This window comes from Kosakonia arachidis, assembly GCF_900116535.1.
Taxonomy (GTDB): Bacteria; Pseudomonadota; Gammaproteobacteria; order Enterobacterales; family Enterobacteriaceae; genus Kosakonia; species Kosakonia arachidis.
The window spans coordinates 331,222-350,652 of sequence record NZ_FPAU01000001.1; the positions used below are offsets into that span (position 1 = coordinate 331,222).

The 19,431-nt window shown below is 52.7% G+C and carries 22 protein-coding genes; 14 read left to right on the forward strand and 8 right to left on the reverse strand.

Annotated features, from left to right (window positions below):
* Window positions 1-30 precede the first annotated feature (30 nt).
* The 5 genes from BM427_RS01600 to BM427_RS01620 are packed head-to-tail and all read left to right on the forward strand — an operon-like array spanning window position 31 to window position 5,320.
* The gene (locus tag BM427_RS01600; protein ID WP_090118591.1) at window positions 31-969 is read left to right on the forward strand and encodes an ABC transporter permease; all 939 of its coding nucleotides are present in this window, start codon (window positions 31-33) and stop codon (window positions 967-969) included.
* Window positions 966-1,811 (forward strand): ABC transporter permease, encoded by an 846-nt coding sequence (locus tag BM427_RS01605; protein WP_090118593.1) that lies wholly within the window; start codon window positions 966-968, stop codon window positions 1,809-1,811. Before BM427_RS01600 ends, BM427_RS01605 begins: the two co-directional genes overlap by 4 nt.
* Window positions 1,808-2,791, forward strand: coding sequence for an ABC transporter ATP-binding protein (locus BM427_RS01610; protein WP_090118595.1), 984 nt, complete (start codon window positions 1,808-1,810; stop codon window positions 2,789-2,791). The genes BM427_RS01605 and BM427_RS01610 overlap by 4 nt, the downstream gene beginning before the upstream one ends.
* Window positions 2,788-3,825: an ABC transporter ATP-binding protein gene (locus tag BM427_RS01615; RefSeq protein ID WP_090118597.1), complete on the forward strand. Its 1,038-nt coding sequence runs from the start codon at window positions 2,788-2,790 to the stop codon at window positions 3,823-3,825. Before BM427_RS01610 ends, BM427_RS01615 begins: the two co-directional genes overlap by 4 nt.
* On the forward strand, window positions 3,806-5,320 hold the full coding sequence (locus tag BM427_RS01620; protein ID WP_090118599.1) for an ABC transporter substrate-binding protein: 1,515 nt from the start codon (window positions 3,806-3,808) through the stop codon (window positions 5,318-5,320). Before BM427_RS01615 ends, BM427_RS01620 begins: the two co-directional genes overlap by 20 nt.
* A gap of 72 nt (window positions 5,321-5,392) precedes the next feature.
* Here BM427_RS01620 and BM427_RS01625 read toward each other — a convergent pair whose 3' ends face one another.
* Complete coding sequence (locus BM427_RS01625; protein WP_090118601.1) at window positions 5,393-6,259, reverse strand: LysR family transcriptional regulator; 867 nt, start codon at window positions 6,257-6,259, stop codon at window positions 5,393-5,395.
* A gap of 128 nt (window positions 6,260-6,387) precedes the next feature.
* Here BM427_RS01625 and BM427_RS01630 point away from each other — a divergent pair, with 128 nt between their 5' ends.
* Window positions 6,388-6,678, forward strand: coding sequence for a YciI family protein (locus tag BM427_RS01630; protein WP_090118603.1), 291 nt, complete (start codon window positions 6,388-6,390; stop codon window positions 6,676-6,678).
* Between the two features lie 46 nt (window positions 6,679-6,724).
* Here the strand turns inward: BM427_RS01630 and BM427_RS01635 are convergent, their stop codons facing one another.
* The 5 genes from BM427_RS01635 to BM427_RS01650 all read right to left on the reverse strand — a co-directional run bounded on the left by BM427_RS01635 (window position 6,725) and on the right by BM427_RS01650 (window position 9,767).
* Window positions 6,725-7,657, reverse strand: a complete 933-nt coding sequence (locus BM427_RS01635; protein WP_090118605.1) for a nucleoside recognition domain-containing protein — start codon at window positions 7,655-7,657, stop codon at window positions 6,725-6,727.
* 151 nt (window positions 7,658-7,808) lie between these two features.
* The gene (locus BM427_RS25155; protein ID WP_035889721.1) at window positions 7,809-7,907 is read right to left on the reverse strand and encodes a YoaK family small membrane protein; all 99 of its coding nucleotides are present in this window, start codon (window positions 7,905-7,907) and stop codon (window positions 7,809-7,811) included.
* Window positions 7,908-8,219: 312 nt separating this feature from the next.
* A complete protein-coding gene (locus tag BM427_RS01640) occupies window positions 8,220-8,453 on the reverse strand; it encodes a KTSC domain-containing protein (protein ID WP_090118608.1) in 234 nt (77 codons plus the stop codon).
* Window positions 8,454-8,577: 124 nt separating this feature from the next.
* Window positions 8,578-8,805, reverse strand: a complete 228-nt coding sequence (locus tag BM427_RS01645) for an Hha/YmoA family nucleoid-associated regulatory protein (protein WP_090118610.1) — start codon at window positions 8,803-8,805, stop codon at window positions 8,578-8,580.
* Between the two features lie 395 nt (window positions 8,806-9,200).
* On the reverse strand, window positions 9,201-9,767 hold the full coding sequence (locus BM427_RS01650) for a LuxR C-terminal-related transcriptional regulator (RefSeq protein ID WP_090118612.1): 567 nt from the start codon (window positions 9,765-9,767) through the stop codon (window positions 9,201-9,203).
* A gap of 307 nt (window positions 9,768-10,074) precedes the next feature.
* On the opposite strand from BM427_RS01650, the gene yjbE reads away from it, so the two are divergent.
* The 8 genes from yjbE to arsC all read left to right on the forward strand — a co-directional run bounded on the left by yjbE (window position 10,075) and on the right by arsC (window position 17,517).
* Complete coding sequence (gene yjbE, locus BM427_RS01655; protein ID WP_090118614.1) at window positions 10,075-10,323, forward strand: exopolysaccharide production protein YjbE; 249 nt, start codon at window positions 10,075-10,077, stop codon at window positions 10,321-10,323.
* 594 nt (window positions 10,324-10,917) lie between these two features.
* The gene (locus BM427_RS01660; RefSeq protein ID WP_090118616.1) at window positions 10,918-12,531 is read left to right on the forward strand and encodes a methyl-accepting chemotaxis protein; all 1,614 of its coding nucleotides are present in this window, start codon (window positions 10,918-10,920) and stop codon (window positions 12,529-12,531) included.
* 116 nt (window positions 12,532-12,647) lie between these two features.
* A complete protein-coding gene (locus BM427_RS01665) occupies window positions 12,648-12,980 on the forward strand; it encodes a helix-turn-helix domain-containing protein (protein ID WP_043954427.1) in 333 nt (110 codons plus the stop codon).
* Window positions 12,981-13,136: 156 nt separating this feature from the next.
* A complete protein-coding gene (locus tag BM427_RS01670; protein ID WP_090118618.1) occupies window positions 13,137-13,829 on the forward strand; it encodes a heavy metal response regulator transcription factor in 693 nt (230 codons plus the stop codon).
* 11 nt (window positions 13,830-13,840) lie between these two features.
* Window positions 13,841-15,247: a heavy metal sensor histidine kinase gene (locus tag BM427_RS01675; RefSeq protein ID WP_090120638.1), complete on the forward strand. Its 1,407-nt coding sequence runs from the start codon at window positions 13,841-13,843 to the stop codon at window positions 15,245-15,247.
* Between the two features lie 178 nt (window positions 15,248-15,425).
* Window positions 15,426-15,746 carry a metalloregulator ArsR/SmtB family transcription factor gene (locus BM427_RS01680; RefSeq protein ID WP_090118619.1) on the forward strand — a complete coding sequence of 107 codons (321 nt, stop codon included), beginning with the start codon at window positions 15,426-15,428 and terminating at the stop codon, window positions 15,744-15,746.
* Between the two features lie 43 nt (window positions 15,747-15,789).
* Window positions 15,790-17,079, forward strand: a complete 1,290-nt coding sequence (locus tag BM427_RS01685) for an arsenic transporter (RefSeq protein WP_090118621.1) — start codon at window positions 15,790-15,792, stop codon at window positions 17,077-17,079.
* 12 nt (window positions 17,080-17,091) lie between these two features.
* Entirely contained in the window at window positions 17,092-17,517 is a 426-nt protein-coding gene (arsC, locus tag BM427_RS01690) for a glutaredoxin-dependent arsenate reductase (protein WP_090118623.1), read from the forward strand.
* Between the two features lie 84 nt (window positions 17,518-17,601).
* Here the strand turns inward: arsC and BM427_RS01695 are convergent, their stop codons facing one another.
* Window positions 17,602-17,856, reverse strand: coding sequence for a YdgH/BhsA/McbA family protein (locus BM427_RS01695; RefSeq protein WP_090118625.1), 255 nt, complete (start codon window positions 17,854-17,856; stop codon window positions 17,602-17,604).
* A 206-nt stretch (window positions 17,857-18,062) separates the two neighbouring features.
* The gene (ompC, locus tag BM427_RS01700) at window positions 18,063-19,190 is read right to left on the reverse strand and encodes a porin OmpC (RefSeq protein ID WP_090118627.1); all 1,128 of its coding nucleotides are present in this window, start codon (window positions 19,188-19,190) and stop codon (window positions 18,063-18,065) included.
* Between the last annotated feature and the right edge of the window lie 241 nt (window positions 19,191-19,431).

Sequence of the window (19,431 nt, forward strand, 5' to 3'; positions counted from 1 at the left end):
CACCACCATATGCACCATGGGAGTTCACTGATGCATCGTTACCGTTTCCTGTTATTTCGACCCTTGCAACTGCTGCCCGTACTGCTAGGAATAAGCATCATCACATTCGCGATGGTACGGGCGATCCCCGGTGATCCGGCGCGCATTCTGCTCGGCGTACGTAGTACGCCGGAAGCGCTGGCGCGTATCCGTGCACAGTTTGGTCTCGATGAACCGTTATGGGTGCAGTATGGCTACTTTCTGCGCAATTTGTTGCAGGGGGAACTGGGCAAATCGATTGTCTACCGCGTCGATACCCTGAAGCTGATTAACTCACGGCTTGAACCGACATTGTGGCTGGTATTGGGCAGCGTACTGCTGGCGGTGATCCTGACGGTTCCGCTGGCTTCGCTGGCGGCGCGACAGCGTGGACGGGCGGCGGATCAACTGATCCGTCTGTTCACCACCGCCGGGTTAGGGTTTCCGGCGTTCTGGCTCGGCATCATGATGATCATCATTTTTAGCGTGGTGCTTGGCTGGTTCCCGGTCTCCGGTTACGGCAGCGATTTTGCCGACCAACTGCACCATATGGTGCTGCCGTGCCTGACGGTAGCGCTGGCACTGGCGGCAGTATTGATCCGCAACCTGCGCGCCAGCCTGCTGATGGAAATGAGCAGTGATTATGTGGTGGCGGCCAGGGCACGGGGCCAGCGCGAAAACCGTATCTTCTGGCGTCATGTGTTACCCAATTCACTGGTACCGACACTCAACCTGCTGGCGGTGAATATTGGCTGGCTGATTGGCAGCACGGTAGTGATTGAGAGCGTGTTCGCTATTCCGGGGCTGGGCCAGTTGCTGGTGAAAGCGATTTTTAGCCGCGACTACATGGTGGTGCAGGGCGTGGTGATGGTATTTGCGCTGGCGACCGTGGCCGTCAATCTGTTGGCCGATGTGCTGACCGTAGCGCTGGATCCGAGGGTGAAATTATGAATGCTCTCAGCGTGATTTCCGGGTTACGCCGCCGGGCTATCCCACGCCAGCACGCGCTGCGCGCCGGGATAGCGATTGTCGGGCTGTGGTTGTTTATCGCCCTGTTTGCTCCGTGGCTGGCGCCGTTTGATCCCATCACGCAGGATGCAACATCAAGCCTGCTTACCCCCGGTGGCGCACACCTGTTCGGTACCGATAACTTTGGCCGCGATATCTTCTCGCGCGTGCTATGGGGCGCACGGGTGGATCTGCAAATCTGCCTGCTGGGGGTTATCTTCCCATTTCTGCTTGGTACTACGCTCGGTGCGCTGTCCGGTTATCTCGGCGGCGTGGTGGATGCGGTCATTATGCGGTTGATCGACATCGTGCTGGCGTTTCCTTTTCTGGTACTGATGCTGGCGATCATCGCCATTCTTGGGCCGGGGCTGGGCAGTTTCTATATTGCGATGGCGATGGTCGGCTGGGTCTCTTACGCCCGGCTGGTGCGAGCGCAGGTGCTGACGTTAAAACAGCGGGATTTCATTATTGCGGCGCGCAGCCTTGGCTATGGTCATGCGCGCATTCTTTTCCGCCATCTGTTGCCAAACGCCATCACCGGTGCGTTGGTGTTCTCTATGTCTGACTGCGTGCTGGTACTGCTGAACGGCGCGGCTGTCAGCTACCTTGGGCTGGGCGTGCAGCCCCCCACGGCGGAGTGGGGCGTGATGGTGGCAGAGGGGCAGAGCTTTATCACCACTGCGTGGTGGATAACCACCTTCCCTGGGCTGGCGATTGTACTGCTGGCGATGGGCTTCAGCCTGCTGGCCGATGGCCTGGGCGATAAACTGGGAGCGCGTGTATGACACTGCTGACTGTCTCAGAGTTGACCATTACCCGTGAGCCAGATATTGCGCTGGTAGATAAGGTCTCATTTACGTTGAATGCCGGAGAGATACTCGGCCTGGTCGGTGAGAGTGGCTCCGGGAAAACCGTGACCTGTCGGGCATTGATGCGTCTGTTGCCCGGCCAGGGGCTGAACATTACCGGCGGCGAAGTGCGGCTGGGCGGCCGCGACTTACTGTCGTTAAGCGAAGCGCAAATGTCGGCGGTGCGCGGGCGCGAAATGGGGATGATTTTCCAGAACCCGGCCAGCCACCTCAACCCGGTGATGACTATCGGCGAGCAAATTGCCGAAAGCCGCCGCCGTCATTTCGGTGCCAGCCGTGCACAGGCACGGGAAGATGCCAAAGAACTGCTGCGCCAGGTCGGTATTCCCGATCCACAAAACCGCATCCATAACTATCCGCATGAATTCTCCGGCGGCATGCGCCAGCGCGCGATGATCGCCGTAGCGCTGGCACCTGAGCCGTCGTTGCTGATTGCTGACGAGCCAACCACCGCGCTGGATGTCACCGTGCAGATGCAGATCCTGCGTCTACTCAGCGATTTGCGGCAGCAACTGGGGCTGGCAGTGATCATGATCACTCATGATCTCGGCGTGGTGGCGCAAACCTGCGATCGCATTGCCGTCATGTACGGCGGGCGGCTGTGCGAAGTGGGGGGTAAGCGCGAGGTCCTGGCGCACCCCCTGCATCCCTACACCCGTGGATTAATTGATTGCCAGCCAGCCAGCGAAGGCGGGCAGGGGCGTCTGGTGACGATTAGCGGCCAGCCGCCGGTGGCGGATAACTTCCCGGTCGGTTGCCGCTTTCATCCCCGCTGCCAGTATGCCAGTGCGGCGTGTCAGCAACAGCCCGTGCTACGCCAGGGGCGTGACACGCTGGCCCATGCGGCGGCCTGCCATCACGCATTACAACCCCTTATCCTGCGGGAGGGCGCATGACGACATCAGCAAACTGGCCCCTGTTAGAGGCGGACAACGTCAGCGTGACCTTTCCGGTTTCCGCTGGCCTGCCTGGCACCGGGCGGGTGGTGCACGCAGTTAACGGCGTCACACTGAAAATTCACGCCGGGGAAACCCTCGGTCTGGTGGGCGAATCCGGTAGCGGCAAAAGCACGCTGGGGCGGGCACTATTGCAGCTTGAGCGGGTGACGGCGGGCGAGGTTCGCTTCGATGGACACCGCATTACTCATGGTCTGAAGAGTGACGTGACGCGGTTGCGCCTGCAAACGGCGATGATTTTCCAGGATCCTTTCGCCTCGCTTAATCCTCGCCAGACCATAGGCGACAGCATTGCGGAAGTACTGCGCGTGCATAAGAAAGTGTCGCGTAGCGGCGTGAATGCGCGGGTGGCCGAACTGCTGACGTTAGTTGGGTTGCGCCCGGAGCAAGCGAAGTCCCGACCCGGCCAGCTTAGCGGCGGGCAGTGCCAGCGTGCCGGGATTGCGCGCGCGCTGGCGATCGAACCACGGTTGATTGTGGCAGATGAGTGTGTGGCGGCGCTGGATGTCTCCATTCAGGGGCAGATCGTTAACCTGCTGATGGAGCTGCGCGAAAAGATGGGGCTGGCGATTTTGTTTATCGCTCACGATCTGGCGATTGTGCGCCGCCTGTGCGATCGCGTGGCGGTCATGTACCTCGGGCGCATTGTCGAAGAAGGTCCGTCCGAAGCGGTATTCCCCCAGCCACGCCACCCCTATACCGCAGCGCTGGTGGCGGCGATCCCGGAAATCGATCCCGATAAACCGTTGCCTGCGGAGCCGCTCGGCGGCGAACCGCCCAGTCCGTTATCGATTCCACAGGGTTGCGCTTTCCATCCGCGCTGTCCCTATGCGCAGGTGCAATGTCGCACCGGCGCGTTACCTCCAACCCGGCAAATTGCCGATCACGCATATTCCTGTGTGTTGACCCACACAGGCGATGAGACGGTTTTTCCTTTGAGCAGGAGATCTTTTGATGAAGCACAGGCATGTTAGGTTGTTGGCGGCCAGCGTTTTTCTGGCGCTCAGTGTGGTCAGTGAAATGGCGCAGGCGGCAGGTGTATTAACCATTGGACGTCGCGAAGACAGCACCACGTTCGATCCGATTAAATCGGCGCAAAATGCCGACAACTGGGTGTTTTCCAACGTCTTTGATCCGCTGGTGCGGGTGGATAAAACGGGCACCAAACTGGAGCCGGGCGTGGCAGAAAGCTGGAGTATTTCGCCGGACGGCAAGGTCTATACCTTTAAAATTCGCGACACTAAATTCTCCGATGGTACGCCGGTGAGTGCCAGCGATGCTGCGTTCAGCCTGCTACGTATTCGTGACGATGCGGGTTCATTGTGGCGCGATTCGTACCGCATTATCGACAAAGCCGAAGCGCCGGATGCGCGCACGCTGGTCGTCACGCTGAAATCGCCGTCTGCGCCGTTCCTGTCACAACTGGCATTGCCGAATGCGTCGGTGATCTCGCAAAAAGCGCTGGAGGCAGAAGGGGCAGAGACGTTTGCCGAAAAACCGGTCGGTTCCGGCGCGTTTAGCGTGAAAGAGTGGGTGCGCGGCGAGAAAATCGTGTTGGTGAAGAACCCGAACTTCTGGCAGGCGAAGAATGTCAGTCTCGATGAAGTGGACTGGCTGACCATCCCCGATGACAACACCCGCATGCTGAAAGTACAGGCCGGCGAGCTGGATGCTGCGCTGACCGTGCCGTTCTCGCGTATTGCATCACTGCAAAAAGACAACAATTTGAAGGTAGAGCTGGATCCATCAACCCGTGAAGATCATCTGCTGATCAACCACTCGCACGGTGCACTCGGTAAAGTGGAAGTGCGCCAGGCGCTGGACTTCGCCATCGATAAAGATGCGATCGTGAAAACCGTGACCTTTGGCTATGGCCAGGTGGCGAACTCCTATATCCCGGCTGGTGCACTGTATCACTACAGCGATAACCTGCGCCGTGCCTACGATCCGGAAAAAGCCAAACAGATGCTGAAAGACGCCGGCGCCTCCGATTTAACGCTGAATTATGTGGTTAATGCCGGAGATGAAGTGGATGAGCAGATTGCTATCCTGCTGCAACAGCAACTGGCGAAAGCAGGTGTGAAGGTGAACCTGCAAAAAGTCGATCCCAGCCAGAGCTGGGACATGCTGGTGGCGGGCGAATACGATATTTCAGTGATGTACTGGACCAACGATATTCTCGACCCGGATCAGAAAACCACCTTTGTGCTGGGCCATGACACCAACATGAACTACATGACGCGTTATAAGAATGACAAGGTGAAAGCGCTGGTCGCCGCGGCTCGCGTGGAAATGGATCCGAAAAAACGCGAACAGATGTATATCGATCTGCAAAAAATGGCCAAAGCCGATGTGAACTGGATCGACCTCTACTACAGCCCGTACCGCAATGTGAGTCGGAAAAATATTGATGGTTTCTACCAGAACCCACTCGGTCGCTTCTTCCTCGAAGATACGGTGAAGAAATAACCTATTGCTTGGTGGGGCGCTGCGCTCACCGGGCCTGGAGGAATGAATCCGTACCAGGCCCGGTGAGGTGCGCTAATCGAAAGCCGCAAGGAGACGTCGCACGAGCGGCTTTGTTTCATTTTTTCTCCACACCAGGTGTAGCGCGATCTCCAGCGGTAGCCATGGCAGAGCCACTAATGCCACATTCTCCGACGCAATGCGCGCCAGGCTTTGCTGAATAAAGGTGAATCCCAGCCCCGCTTCGACACACGAGAGCGCGGCCAACGGGCCGGAAACTTCCAGGCTGATGCGCGGGGTGAAGCCTTTTTCCTGACAGGCCCGAACTAACTGCACGCGTGCTGCCGGGTTCAGGTTTTCCTGCTCGGCGATCCAGGGATAATGCGCAAGCTGAGCGGACGTGGGCGCGGGGAGAGCCATCGCTTTCGGCATCGCCAGCAGAACCGGCTCGGTAAGGACGATTTTCTGGCAAAACTGTGCGTCGCTTGATGGCGGCAACGTGTATAAGAACGCCACATCAATTAACCGCGTCTGTAGCTGCTCAAGCTGCTGTTTTGAACGCATCGAATGCAGTTTGATATCGATTTCTGGCGGTAGTGCTAATTTTGCCAGCGCATCGGGCAGGAGGCGTGAGTGAATGGCCGCTTCGACATAGCCGATATCGATGCGTCCGGCGTTGGCCTGACCCAGATGTCTGGCGTGATCTTTCAGCCGATCATAGTGCTGGAGAAAAGGCACCACGTCGTCGAGAAATTTTTCCCCTTCGGTGGTCAGATGGAGGCGTTTTTTCTCGCGATGAAACAGCGTGACGCCCAATTCATCTTCCAGTATCTGAATTTGTCGGCTCAGCGGGGATGATGAGATATTCAGCTTTTCAGCTGCCTGGCCGATATGTTCAAGCCGGGCAACAACGGTAAACGATCGCAGCAGTTTGATGTCCACAACAAATCCGGTCTCAACTGGGTTAAAAATGGCAATAGCCTGGACGGGTATTTAACCGCAATATAACCCTCATGAATACTGCACCGTAACGTGTTGATAACTCACTGTTCATAGAGAGGAGTTTGTGTATGTTTATCGTAACGCTGAAATATAAAAAACCGTTAAGCGAGGTCGATCGCTTTGTTGAGGTGCATCGCACGTATCTCGATGCGTGCTTTAAAGAGGGCCATTTTCTGGCGGCCGGGCCAACAAACCCGCGCAGCGGCGGCGTGATTTTAGCCCACGCACTCGCCCGCCCGGCGCTGGATGCGCTGTTGCAAGAAGATCCCTTTTACCGTGAAGGTGTGGCCGATTACGAGGTTATTGAATTCGAGCCAATGAAATGCAGCGCCGCAATGGCCGCCGCACTGGGGAAATAGCACAGATTAAACAGGGCACAAATCGTGCCCTTATGCTTTTTCTGCGTTAAAACACCATCACATGTAACAGTGTACGGATCAGAATGCCGACAATCGCGCCAGGCAGTACAAAGCGGAACAGACGAACAAAGCGACTGGCGATACCGAGAAAAATCCCGATCCCCGGTAAATCGAGGGTTTGTACCAGGAAGCCCGCCGAGGCGTTGATCTGCTGCGCCGTCAGTTGACCGTGCTGCACCATCTCTGAGGCCACGCCAAAATAGGCCGTACCGCCCGCCAGGCATTTGGTCAGCGCCAGCAGCACATAGACTGTTGAAATATGAAAGAATTCCAGCATCGGTGTTAGCAGCGACGTCAGCGCTTCCACCACGCCTGCCGCTTTCAGTAAGCCCACCACCGTTAGCGATAACAGTAGCATCGGCAGTGAGCCAAGCGACAGGCGAATCGCATCTGCACCAGCGCCGTTAATCACCGAAATCAATCCGGCACGCGGCTTATCTTTATTCAGTTCTCCCTCTTCGTCGCGCAGGCTGGCGGCAGAGAGTTTGCGTCCCGTGACGTACCAGGTCAGCGTTGAAGCGGCAAGGCCGCCAATCAGCGAAATCATAATCGCCATGCCCCAGTGCAGGCCGAATGGCGTAAGAGGGTAAAACACATTCGCTTGACCCATGGCGAACAACATGGCGAGCGTGGCTGCAAGATGGCGGTCGGAGGTTCCGCGGCGCTCCATAATAGCCAGCGCGGCGAGCGGGGCGGCAAAGCTGACGAAGTTAAGCTGAATCAGGGCGAAAATCCCCATTCCGCTGATACCAAAAGGCTTTAATACTGGTGAGGTAAGACGAACGATGCCATCCAGAACCCCCTTTTCCTCCAGATACTTCATTATGATGAGCATGACCACCATGATCGGAAGCAAGGTATACAGCGCAACATCCACGGAAACCTTGCCCGCCGACATGATGATTTCAATGATATTCATGAACCACTCCGGTAAACGTACTTGTCCGGTAGTTTACACCCGCTCACGGAACGGCAGGCTCATTCATTCCATTGGTTTTACTTATTTTCTGTAAGCGGATACGGCATTAACGAATGCGTTATCTGCATAAAACGGAGTACGGGGAAAGACATCAGGAACCTGGGTTGGCGTAGCCGCCGAGGATAAACCAGGCAAGGAAAGCGACCGCGACAATAAAAACCAGCACCGGAAAGGCAATACCAATTCTCATATACCCTCTTATGTTGTCAAAAACCTTAGAGCCTATCCCATTAGGCTATTTTTTTGCCACTTTGGTCCTGGGCAGTACTCACACAAAATGTGTCGGCATTTTGAACGCCGCTTGCGGCGGCCCTTTAGGGCGAGCGAAGCGAGTCATCCTCACGTACTGCATGTACGCTCCGGTTGTTGCGCGCTGTCCGTGTCCAAACTGGCTGTAACACTATACGCCTACAGGGATAGGCTCTTAGTTTACAGGAAACCGCGTCCTCTGCGTGGGAAGACAACGTTAACACAAAAACAATAAAAATGACCGTGTTACAGTCTAAAAGCGGCTGCGATTCGCTGGTTCAACGGTGATTTTTAAGTAGCTGCTGGCAATATTTTCGCGGAAGTATGTCTCTTGCTGCTGGCTCATCAAAAAACCCTGCCAGATCTTCGGTGGTACGCCGAGATACTGTTCAAGGCGTCCATTACTGTGCTCAAGCTCCAACACGCAGGAGTTTGGGTCATAACCTGCCGCCTTTAGCGCCCTGCAAGAGAGGGGATGTCTTTTCATTTTTTTGTCCTGTCAACGTCAATGTCACAAAAGACTCTTAAGCTATCGGCAGGCGACTAAAAAGATTTACCACTGATATAAGATTTTTTTGCATAACTAAGGTGAATAAATGACGCTCAGTAACCTACACATTGCGCCATGCGCTGGCCGGAACTTTCAGCCAGCGGCAGTGGTGAATGAGTTCTGCGCGGCGATGATCGCTGGCGCTGATCAGCGCTTCCAGTTCTATTCCGGTTAGCTTTTGGCGTCTAACCTCATAAATTTCTTCAACTGCATTGAGCGAGGAATAGCGGCGTAAAATACGCAGATAATGGTTGCGCCGAACTGTCATACTACAAATGTTAGTAGGCATGGTTATTTTCTCATTTTTTAAATGAACAAGTGTTTTAAAAATAATGTTGCAGTGAGGTCATTCTTATTTTCTGTATCAGCTGTTGACGCGCTACGCTGTTCAGTAGTTAATAAAGCCTCCTCCCTCTGGAGAGTGCACAAAATGATCATTCTTGAACTAACTATGATTGCTGTGCTGCTGGTTATAATCGCATTTTCATTCTATAAGCATTTTAAAGCGGTCCAGTCCAGGAACGTCGGTAATATCAAAAAATACCACCGACGATAGCCTCAATTTTATTATTTCCTTCTGCTGTGTATCTCGAACGCAAACAGGTGTAGAGTATTTTTTTTATACGGAATTATTATGGGTTGCGTTGTGAGTATTAAATTTTAATTTCATCTCATAGATTGTAATCAGCTGTAGGCCACCACTCTACGATTTGGTGTTTTTGGCTGGGGGAAAGGTATTATTTCCTCTTCATTTTCTGCCAGTCCAAAATCTTTGAATGGAAAAATACTGAAAGCGTAAAAAATATCAATCCTGGAGTTTGCTGAGATTTTTTTCTTGATGTTGTCTTTGTGGGATGAAACTGTTTTTTTGTTAATGCTCAATAGGTTAGATATCTCATCGTCGCTCTTTTCGAAGATCATACCCTTCAGTATTGCGATTTCTCGACGGCCTAGTCGAATGGTTTTTACATGGCTACTGACACGCCCGTTTATAAATTCAGTTAAAATATCCAATAAGATATGTACTTGTATTTTATCGGGTATCACAATTATAGGTGTATGTACCAGGGTAAAGGGAGAAAAATGGCCTTTAGTTACAACCAACATCCCACGGTTGGAAAAAGGCGCGCTAAAGTTAATGGCAATCTGTATTTCACTGCAATTTCTAATTTCTTTTACCAATTGAATTATACCTTTTTTGGTATAAGAGCAATTAATTTTGAATAATACGATGTCGATATTTCTTCCCATATTAAAATCCTCCCGGATCGTATGAAACTGTGTGTAAAAATTGACGAGTAAAAAATGGTTGCTGCTTTTGATCCTTCTTATCTTTTGTTTCTAGTTTGATCTGTATCATACTGTCAAAAAGTTGTTAACTGAGGATATTCTTATTTTTGTTTTATGCAAGACATTGCCGCTTCGCTTAGATAATTAATTTGAGCTGAGGAATCTCCCAATTGTTTCCATATTGTCGAGGAATGTCTTAATTTGCGATCTTATTTTGTGATGGCGATTTAAAGTGCGAAAGCTCCCAATAAAATATGAGGGTTGGATCATGACGCATTTACATCGCATTATTTTGGTCGTTAGTTTTATTATTTCTGGATTGGCACACGCAGCCCCTGTTGCCGAAGGTGCTGCCGCTGGCAGTAATGCTTCAGACAGCGCTATTGGAAATTCGACCTGGGTTGGTGTTGCTGGCGTTGCTGCCGTCACCGGGCTGGCATTGCTGGCCATGGGGGGCGGAGATAACGGTAGTAACACGTCGACCACCACCACTACCACCACCACGCCGTCGAAGTGAGGTGAATTAAGACCCTATGTTGTTGCCTGAAAAAAAGGGAGCCAGGATGACTCCCTGCTTCCGGGCATAACGGATAACATCGCCCAGTGCTTTAGTTTGGCCTGTCTGTCTGGTACCCATGAAAAGCAGACCTTTATGCTGATAATGTTCCATGGCGGCCGATTGCACTGCGTTATTCCGCATGATAAGGCCGTCAGTAGAAGGCTTTTACTTGCAAAATTATCTTTGATTGCTCCGGGCTTACAGCCTGGCAACGCAGCGAATCCCTCGGGGGATGTGAACCCATAATAAGTAATCCGGCATTTCAGCAACAAATGCTCGAATCGCGTGTGGGCAGCGGCGATGCATCCGGCTTCTTCTTTATTACTGGGTGTATAGCGATTTCTGCCTTTTATTGCCAGCACGTCATGCTGGCGCTTATAAGCCCTGCGATTAAACCGGCAATAAACCTCGCCTGCAGGCATGATGAGGGGCTACCGCCATCCGGCGATCCCATCGTAATTTCATATTTTCCGTAAGGTTATTGCCTTCGTATAGTGCAATTGTACGCATTGCACAGATTGCGGAATTCGTTGAAACACTACGAGGGATACTATGCGAGTCATCAAACCCTTCTCTCTTGGTGCGCTTTTAGGCACCGGATTTGCCACCATTATTGTGATCAGCTTCCTGGTAGCGATTTTTGGGCGGACAGAATTACTCAGCACCAGCAAACACATTGAATATTACGAGAAATATCATCTGACTAACCTGCTGGTGATGCAGGAGCTAAAGGACACGTTAAATAACGCCACTAAAGCGACCTTTATTATGGTGTTTCAGGATGACGCCGATAAACAGGAGGCCGAAGAGAGGGCCACCGAAGCAGCAATCCAGCGTATCGACACGCTGGTTAAACAGTTACAGCAGAATATTCAGGGCAGCGATATCCAGCAGATGCTGGAGCGCTTTAAACAGACGCAGGCGCAATACGTCGCGGTTGTGCGCCAGACGGTGAGCATGGCGAAAAATGGTCAGATGCTCGACTCCCAGTCGATGGCGGTGGATAAACTGCAACCGGTTCAGGCACAACTCTTTAATGAAATCACCTTGATGATCCAGCGCCAGCAGGCAAGCACGACCACGGCAGCGGCGGAGACCACCGGCAGTGCGCGCACATCCGGCGATCTGCTGCTGATGCTGGCTGCAGCGGCAATGCTGCTTGGTGTGTTGATCGCCTGGTTTGCCACGCGGTTTATTAAGCGGCAACTGGGGGGGGAACCGGCCTATGCACTGCGTGTGGTACACGATATCGCCGAGGGCAATCTGGCAATACCGGTGACGCTGGCGGCAGGCGATCGTCACAGCTTGTTGGCCGGGATGGAGGCGATGCGTCAAAGTCTCAACCGCATTGTGGCGCAGGTGCGTGAGAGTAGCGAATCGATCTCTGCAGGTGCCAGCGGCGTGGCTGCGGGTAGTATGGATCTCAGCCAGCGCACGGAGCAGCAGGCGGCGAGCCTGCAACAGACCGCAGCGTCAATGGAGCAAATCGGCCAGACCATTCGCCAGAATGCTGACACGGTTCGCGTCACTAACCAGCAGGCCACCGCCGCCAGCGACATTGCCGCCAAAGGCGGAGAAGCGATCGACAACATTGTGCGCACTATGGACGAGATCAGCCAGAGCGCGCGCAAAATCGGCGAGATCATTACCGTTATCGACGGTATCACTTTCCAGACCAATATCCTGGCGCTCAATGCGGCGGTGGAGGCGGCGCGAGCCGGTGAGCATGGGCGCGGCTTTGCCGTGGTCGCAGGGGAGGTGCGTTCACTGGCGCAGCGCTCCGCCACAGCGGCGAAAGAGATCAAAGGGTTGATTCAGGCCAGTATTGATTGTGTGGATAACGGCGCAACACTGGTCAACAATGCCGGGTTCACCATCGGCGAGTTGGTGAAGCAATCGCACCATGTCGCGGAAATGATAAACGAAATCGGCATGACTACTCAGGAGCAGGAGCTGGGTGTTGCGCAAGTAAACGATGCGATTGCCCAACTCGATCAGGTGACGCAGCAGAATGCCGCGCTGGTGGGCGCCTCCAGTTCGGCGGTCGATCATTTGCGCGATCAGTCACAGAATCTGGTGGCGTTGATGAGCGTTTTCCGCACCGAACACGCCCGGCGGGAAAATTCTGCACAGTTGCTCAACACGGCACGGTTTGCTGACGCCTGAAAACCTTACCTCTGCCTTCAGGCGTAACAAAACTGACAGGATTATCATTTTCGCGTCACTTTTGAGTCAGTATCCCTGCGTTAAGCTGAAAGCTCCTTAATAAGGAGGCTTTCTTGATGGGTATGCAACAGATGGTGGTACATGAGATCCAGCAGTGGATCGATGAAAACCTCGACCGTCCGCTCAGAATTCGCGATGTTGCCACGCGGGCCGGTTATTCAAAATGGCATTTGCAGCGTCTTTTTCAGGAAGTGATGCAGGTGCCGTTGGGGATATATATCCGCAATAAGAAGCTGGAAAGCGCCGCTGAAGCGTTGCTGACAACGGAAGATTCTATCATCACCATTTCTACGCGTTATGGTTATGACTCACAGCAAACCTTCACCCGTACCTTTGCCCGTAAATACCATATGCCGCCGGGCGTATGGCGTCGGTATCATCAAGGCTAGCGCAGAATTGACGTCACGATATGTGGTTAATCATCAGGTTGCATTTTGTCGCAAGGACGGTGAAAAAATGTCAGCTAAATTTCAGGCCAACAGCGGTAACATTGCGGCTATGAATAGGTTTGCGGCAGGTGCCGGAACGTTGAAGGAGTCGCCCCTTTGAAGCTGTTACTCATCGAAGACGAGGAAAAAACCTCGTCATATATTAATCGTGCGTTGAGCGAACAGGGTTTCACTCTCGATGTCGTTGATAATGGCGTCGAAGGGATGCACCTGGCGCTGGAGTACGAGTACGACGCGATTGTGCTGGATATCATGTTGCCCGGCATGGACGGATATCAGATTCTGGAGCGGTTGCGTGCCTGTAAACAGACGCCGGTGCTGATGCTCTCTGCGCGCGGCTCGGTCGAGGAGCGGGTAAAAGGGCTGCGCCACGGCGCGGATGATTATCTGCCAAAACCCTTTTCGCTGATCGAGTTGGTGGCACGCATTCAGGCGCTGCTGCGTCGCAGACCTGGCGACGGCGCGGACATCACTCAGTTGCATATTCACGATCTGCACCTCGATCTGCTGGCGCGGCGCGTAACGCGCGGCGGTGACCGTCTGGAGCTGACGGCGAAAGAGTACGCGCTGCTGAGCCTGCTGGCACGTCATCAGGGCGAAATCTTGTCGAAAATGATGATCGCCGAACAGGTCTGGGATATGAACTTTGACAGCGATGCCAATGTGGTCGAAGTGGCGATTAAACGCTTGCGCGCGAAAGTTGATAATCCCTATCCCGTTAAATTGCTGCATACGGTGCGTGGTATGGGATATGTGCTGGAAACCCGCATGGAGAGCAAAGCCAGTTGAACGTGATCTCTCTGTGTAAACGCTCGATTGCCGGACGCATGGCGCTGATGTTCGCCGTGGCGTATGTGTTTGTCGTCGTCACCTTTGGCGTTGTACTCAGAAGCTCATTGTATGAGTCACTGCAAAGCCAGATGCATAACGAATTATTATTCCGCGAATCGCTGATGGCGCCGTGGGTAGAAAACCGCCAGTCGATTGATGGCTGGAAATCCCTGTCCACCAAATTTAACACGCTCTCCTCCTATGAGGGCGGGCGCGTGAAGTACTGGCTGGTGGCCAATGACGCTCACTTTGATATGGGCGGCCCGCCGCCGAAAGGCGTTGATTGGGCTTCGCTGAAAGAGGGGTTCAGCACTGCGCCTGGCGAAACGGAAGCATCCTGTTTGCTGTTCCTCTACTCTCGCGAAATCCCGGCGAGCGGCGAACGCCCGGCGATGCGCTATGTGGTGGCGATCGATTCCACGCCTTATATGGGTACGCTGTACGAATTTACCCGCGCACTGGTGCTCGTCAGCTGTATTGGTGTCTTCCTGATTGCGCTGCTGGGTTACCTGATCGCCCGTTTCGGTATGCGCCCGGTGAATACATTGAGCGAGCAGGCGCACCAGCTTGCGCCGGGTAATCATGGCCAGCGTCTGCAAGCGCACACCTTGCCGGACGAGCTGCAAACGCTGGCGGTCTCGTTTAATGGCGCGCTGGAGCGCCAGGAGATCGCCTGGCGCCAACTGGAGAGCTTTAATGCCGATGTGGCGCATGAATTGCGCACCCCACTGACCAACCTGATTGGTCAGACGCAGCTTGGCTTGTCGCGTCAGCGTTCCGTCGAAGAGTTGCAGGATCTGCTGGAGTCCAATCTCGAAGAGCTGGAGCGCATGACCTCCATCGTCAATGATATGCTGTTTTTATCCCATGCCCAGGCGGGCGAACACGCCACGCAACTCACTACGGTTTCTCTGCGCGAAGAAGCTTACAAAACCTTTGAGTATGTCGAGCCTTCGTTTGCCGAGAAGAATCTTCAGGTGCAGGTCGAAGGGGATGTAACGGCATCCATTGACCGCCGTCTGTTCCACCGTTCGCTGGCGAATTTACTGGAAAACAGTGCCCGCCATGCGCCGCAGGGCAGCACAATCATTGTGCGGTTGCAAAATGTCGGTGAACTGGCGCATGTCGCAGTGTCGAATAACGGCGAGGAGATCGCACAAAGCCACCTTGCGCGGCTGTTTGAACGTTTCTATCGCGTCGATGCCTCCCGCACCCGTAGCGATACACACCACGGGCTGGGGCTGTCAATTGTCCGCGCGGTGGCGAATATGCATCGGGGCGATGTGTTTGCCACCAGTGTAAATGGGATCAATACTTTCGGCTTTACCCTGGCGCTGCAGCGCGAGGCGTCTAACCGCGAGGAGGAAAAGCGGTAAGGGTATTTTCCTTATGCTGAAGCGGCGGGGAATATCCCGCCGCATTCCGTGCGATGCATGTTACTCAGAAGCGCAACATGTCGTTCTTCTACGTCAGATTCATTACCTCAAGGCATTGCTTTAAATCATTACGTATGTGGTTTATCATATGTGTAAATGAATGCCATCGAGGCTCAGTATGCTGCATCCTGTTCAGCTTTTCAAAACGCTCTCTGATGAAACTCGCCTGTCAATTGTGATGCTGCTCCGCGACGCCGGAGAACTCTGCGTCTGTGATCTCTGTGCTGCGACGGAAGAGTCTCAGCCAAAAATTTCCCGTCATATAGCGATCCTGCGCGAATGCAACCTGGTTATCGATCGGCGAGAGGGGAAATGGGTTCATTATCGACTCTCCCCATATATTCCAGCCTGGGCTGCTGGCGTTATCGATACCAGCTGGAACTGTCTGCGCGAAGAAACGCGTAAAAGGCTAAAAGCCGCAGCGTCTGGCATGTGTTGAAGTTTCAAATATATTTATAAATTCAGATATGATGGAGTAAGCGATGTTACTGGCAGGGGCAATTTTTTTGCTCACTCTGGCGCTGGTTATCTGGCAGCCGAAGGGGTTGAGTATTGGCTGGAGTGCGGTGATTGGTGCCGGGCTGGCAATGGCGAGTGGGGTGATTCACCTCAGCGATATTCCGCTGGTATGGAATATTGTATGGAATGCGACGGCCACCTTTATTGCGGTCATTATTATCAGCCTGTTGCTGGATGAATCCGGTTTTTTTGAATGGGCGGCGCTACATGTTGCCCGTTGGGGAAACGGGCGCGGTCGGCTCCTGTTCACCTATATCGTATTGCTTGGCGCTACGGTGGCAGCATTGTTTGCTAATGATGGCGCTGCGCTGATCCTGACGCCGATCGTCATCGCCATGTTGCTGGCGCTGGGGTTCAGCAAGCGCGCCACGCTGGCCTTTGTGATGGCAGCCGGGTTTATTGCGGATACCGCCAGTCTGCCGCTGATTGTCTCGAATTTGGTCAATATCGTCTCGGCCGATTTCTTCCGACTCGGGTTCAGGGAATATGCCTCAGTGATGGCCCCGGTGGATTTTGCGGCGATTATCGCGACGCTAGTCATGCTGCATCTCTTCTTTCGTCGGGATATTCCGCCCGTATATGATCTGCAAAAACTGCGGGAGCCTGTACTGGCGATTAAAGATCGTGCAACATTCCGCACCGGTTGGGTTGTGCTGCTGCTGCTGTTGGTCGGTTTTTTTGTGCTGGAGCCGCTGGGCATTCCGGTCAGCGCTATTGCGGCAGCTGGCGCGCTGATTCTGTTGGTGGTGGCGAAAAAAGGTCATGCCATCAATACCGGGAAAGTGCTGCGCGGAGCACCGTGGCAAATCGTGATTTTTTCGTTGGGGATGTACCTCGTCGTCTATGGCTTGCGTAATGCCGGATTAACCGCGTATCTCACCGACATTCTGAATATGCTGGCTGATAAAGGAATATGGGTGACCACGCTGGGAACAGGGTTCATCACGGCATTCCTCTCTTCGGTAATGAATAATATGCCGACGGTGCTGGTGGGGGCGCTGGCTATTGATGGCAGTTCGGCAACCGGCGTGATGAAGGAAGCGATGGTTTATGCCAACGTGATTGGCTGCGATCTGGGGCCAAAAATCACGCCGATTGGTAGCCTGGCGACGCTGCTGTGGCTGCATGTGCTTGCACAAAAAAATATACGCGTAAGCTGGGGATACTACTTCCGTACCGGCATAGTCATGACGCTGCCGGTACTGTTTGTCACGCTGGTAGCGCTGGCCTTGCGCCTCTCAATTCATCTATAACGGGACACCGCTATGAGCAACATTACCATTTATCACAACCCGGAGTGCGGCACCTCACGCAATACGCTGGCGATGATCCATAACAGTGGCGAAGAGCCGACCGTTATTCTCTATCTTGAAACACCGCCATCGCGCGATGAACTAAAAAAATTGATTGCCGATATGGGGATTTCGGTGCGGGCACTGCTGCGTAAAAACGTCGCACCTTACGAACAACTGGGGCTGGCGGAGGAGACCTTCACTGACCCGCAGTTAATCGATTTTATGCTGCAGTATCCCATCCTGATTAACCGCCCGATCGTGGTGACGCCGCTGGGTACACGGCTGTGTCGCCCTTCGGAAGTGGTGCTGGATATTCTGCCCGGTCAGCAAAAAGGGGTATTCACGAAAGAAGATGGCGAGCAGGTTGTGGATGCCGCAGGTAAGCGGATCGCGTAACGACTTTTCTGCGTGCGAAAAGAGAAGGGAGGCACGGCTGGCCTCCCTTTTCATTCACTGTCTGCCGGATATCCGGCCTGCTGCTTATTTATACAGTGTTGCAACGCCATAATATTTATCATCGCCTCCGGCAGAAACGATTTTAAAGCTGCTGGCACCCTCTTGTGTTGCTTTCTGCCGCAGCTGATGTTGCAGGTCCCTTAACGTATCGGCACCGGACACGGAGACACTACCAATCTGGTTCAAACCGGCTGTGGACGTCACTTCCGTTGCAGCCCATGTTGCCGTAGAGAAGATAACCAGAGTCGTTGCGAAAAGCGCTGCTGTAACCTTTTTCATCTTAACCACCTCATATTATACAGAAGTAAAAAATCGTTCTTACAGCTGCTATTTTACGCGGCGAGGCTGACAAGATTCTGACCTGAAAATTACGAACTTGTCAGATAACAAAACTCAACAATTCTTTTAATAAAAAGAGGTTACGCACAGAGAAAAATACAAAAACAGCGGGGGAAAGAGGCGGCGAGCGCCGCCTCTATACAGCATCAGAACTGATAAACCATACCTACAGCAACAACGTCATCGGTATTGATGCCAGCCGCCTGGGTGAATTTATCGTCATCGATCAGGTTAATTTTATAATCGACGAACATATTGAAATTTTTGTTGAAATAGTAAGTTGCACCCAGGTCAACATATTTTTCGATATCTTCATCACCGTAGCTAACACCGTTGGTATTGCTGCCGATTTTTTTGCCTTTCAGTGCGTTATACGCAACGAACGGCTGTAAGCCAAAGTCGAACTGATAGCTGGCGTAGGCTTCAAAAATCTGCGATTCGTTAGCATAACCGAAGGTTTGTGTATCGCTGGATGAGCTACCAAAGCGAGATGCGTTATAAGCCTGAGTAAACATGGTCGCCAGATAAATATTATTAGCGTCATATTTGATTGCGCCGGAATAGGCTTCAGCGCGTTTACCGCTGCCATAAATATTGGCCGTATCATTCTGCGCATTAGTACGATCGGCAGAACTCATCGCACCGACAACGCTCACGCCTGCGCCAATGTTATATTCCAGCGACATACCGTATCCGTCGCCATTCTGGCGCAGCACATTACGACCGGCACCAGATTCTCCCGCTCCATCATTTTTACCCTGATATTGCAGGGCGAAATTCAGACCATCAACCAGGCCGAAGAAATCAGTATTGCGGTAGGTCAGCATGCCGTTACCACGGCTGAACATAAACTGATCGGAACCGTAGGTCATGCCATCGAACTCAGGCTGCATATCGGTATAACCCAGTGAGTCATACAAAACGCCTTTATTACGGCCGTAATCCAGTGAACCATAAGTGGCGAATTTTAAACCAGCAAAACCATAACGAGTACGCGGTGTATTGGTATCGCCTTCGGATTTATTGGCATCGATATGCATCTGCCATTGGCCGTAACCCGTGAGCTGGTCGTTGATTTGGGTTTCGCCACGGAAGCCAAGACGCATATAAGTCTGGTCACCATTCCAGCCGCTATTATCAGAAAAATAATGTTCTGCTGAAATTAAACCATATAAGTCTAACTTATTACCGTCTTTATTATAAATTTCTGCAGCCTGTACAGAAGAGCACAGCACCGCAGCAGAGACTAAAAGACTCAGTTGAGAAATTTTCATATAAATAAACCCTTAGAAATTGCCACTGTTTTTTAATAGCAACAAGAATCCACCACCATTTATGAAAATGGCTCATGGTTAATTCAGGTTGTAGCACACTGTTTATCACCGGCAATCCACTGCTGTAAATATGTAAATTATTTTTAGCACAGATTGATAAATATTTACATTGATTCAGTTGAACTATTTTTTATCGCACATATCGATAATATTTTTCAGCCATAAGTGGGGTAAGTTAACA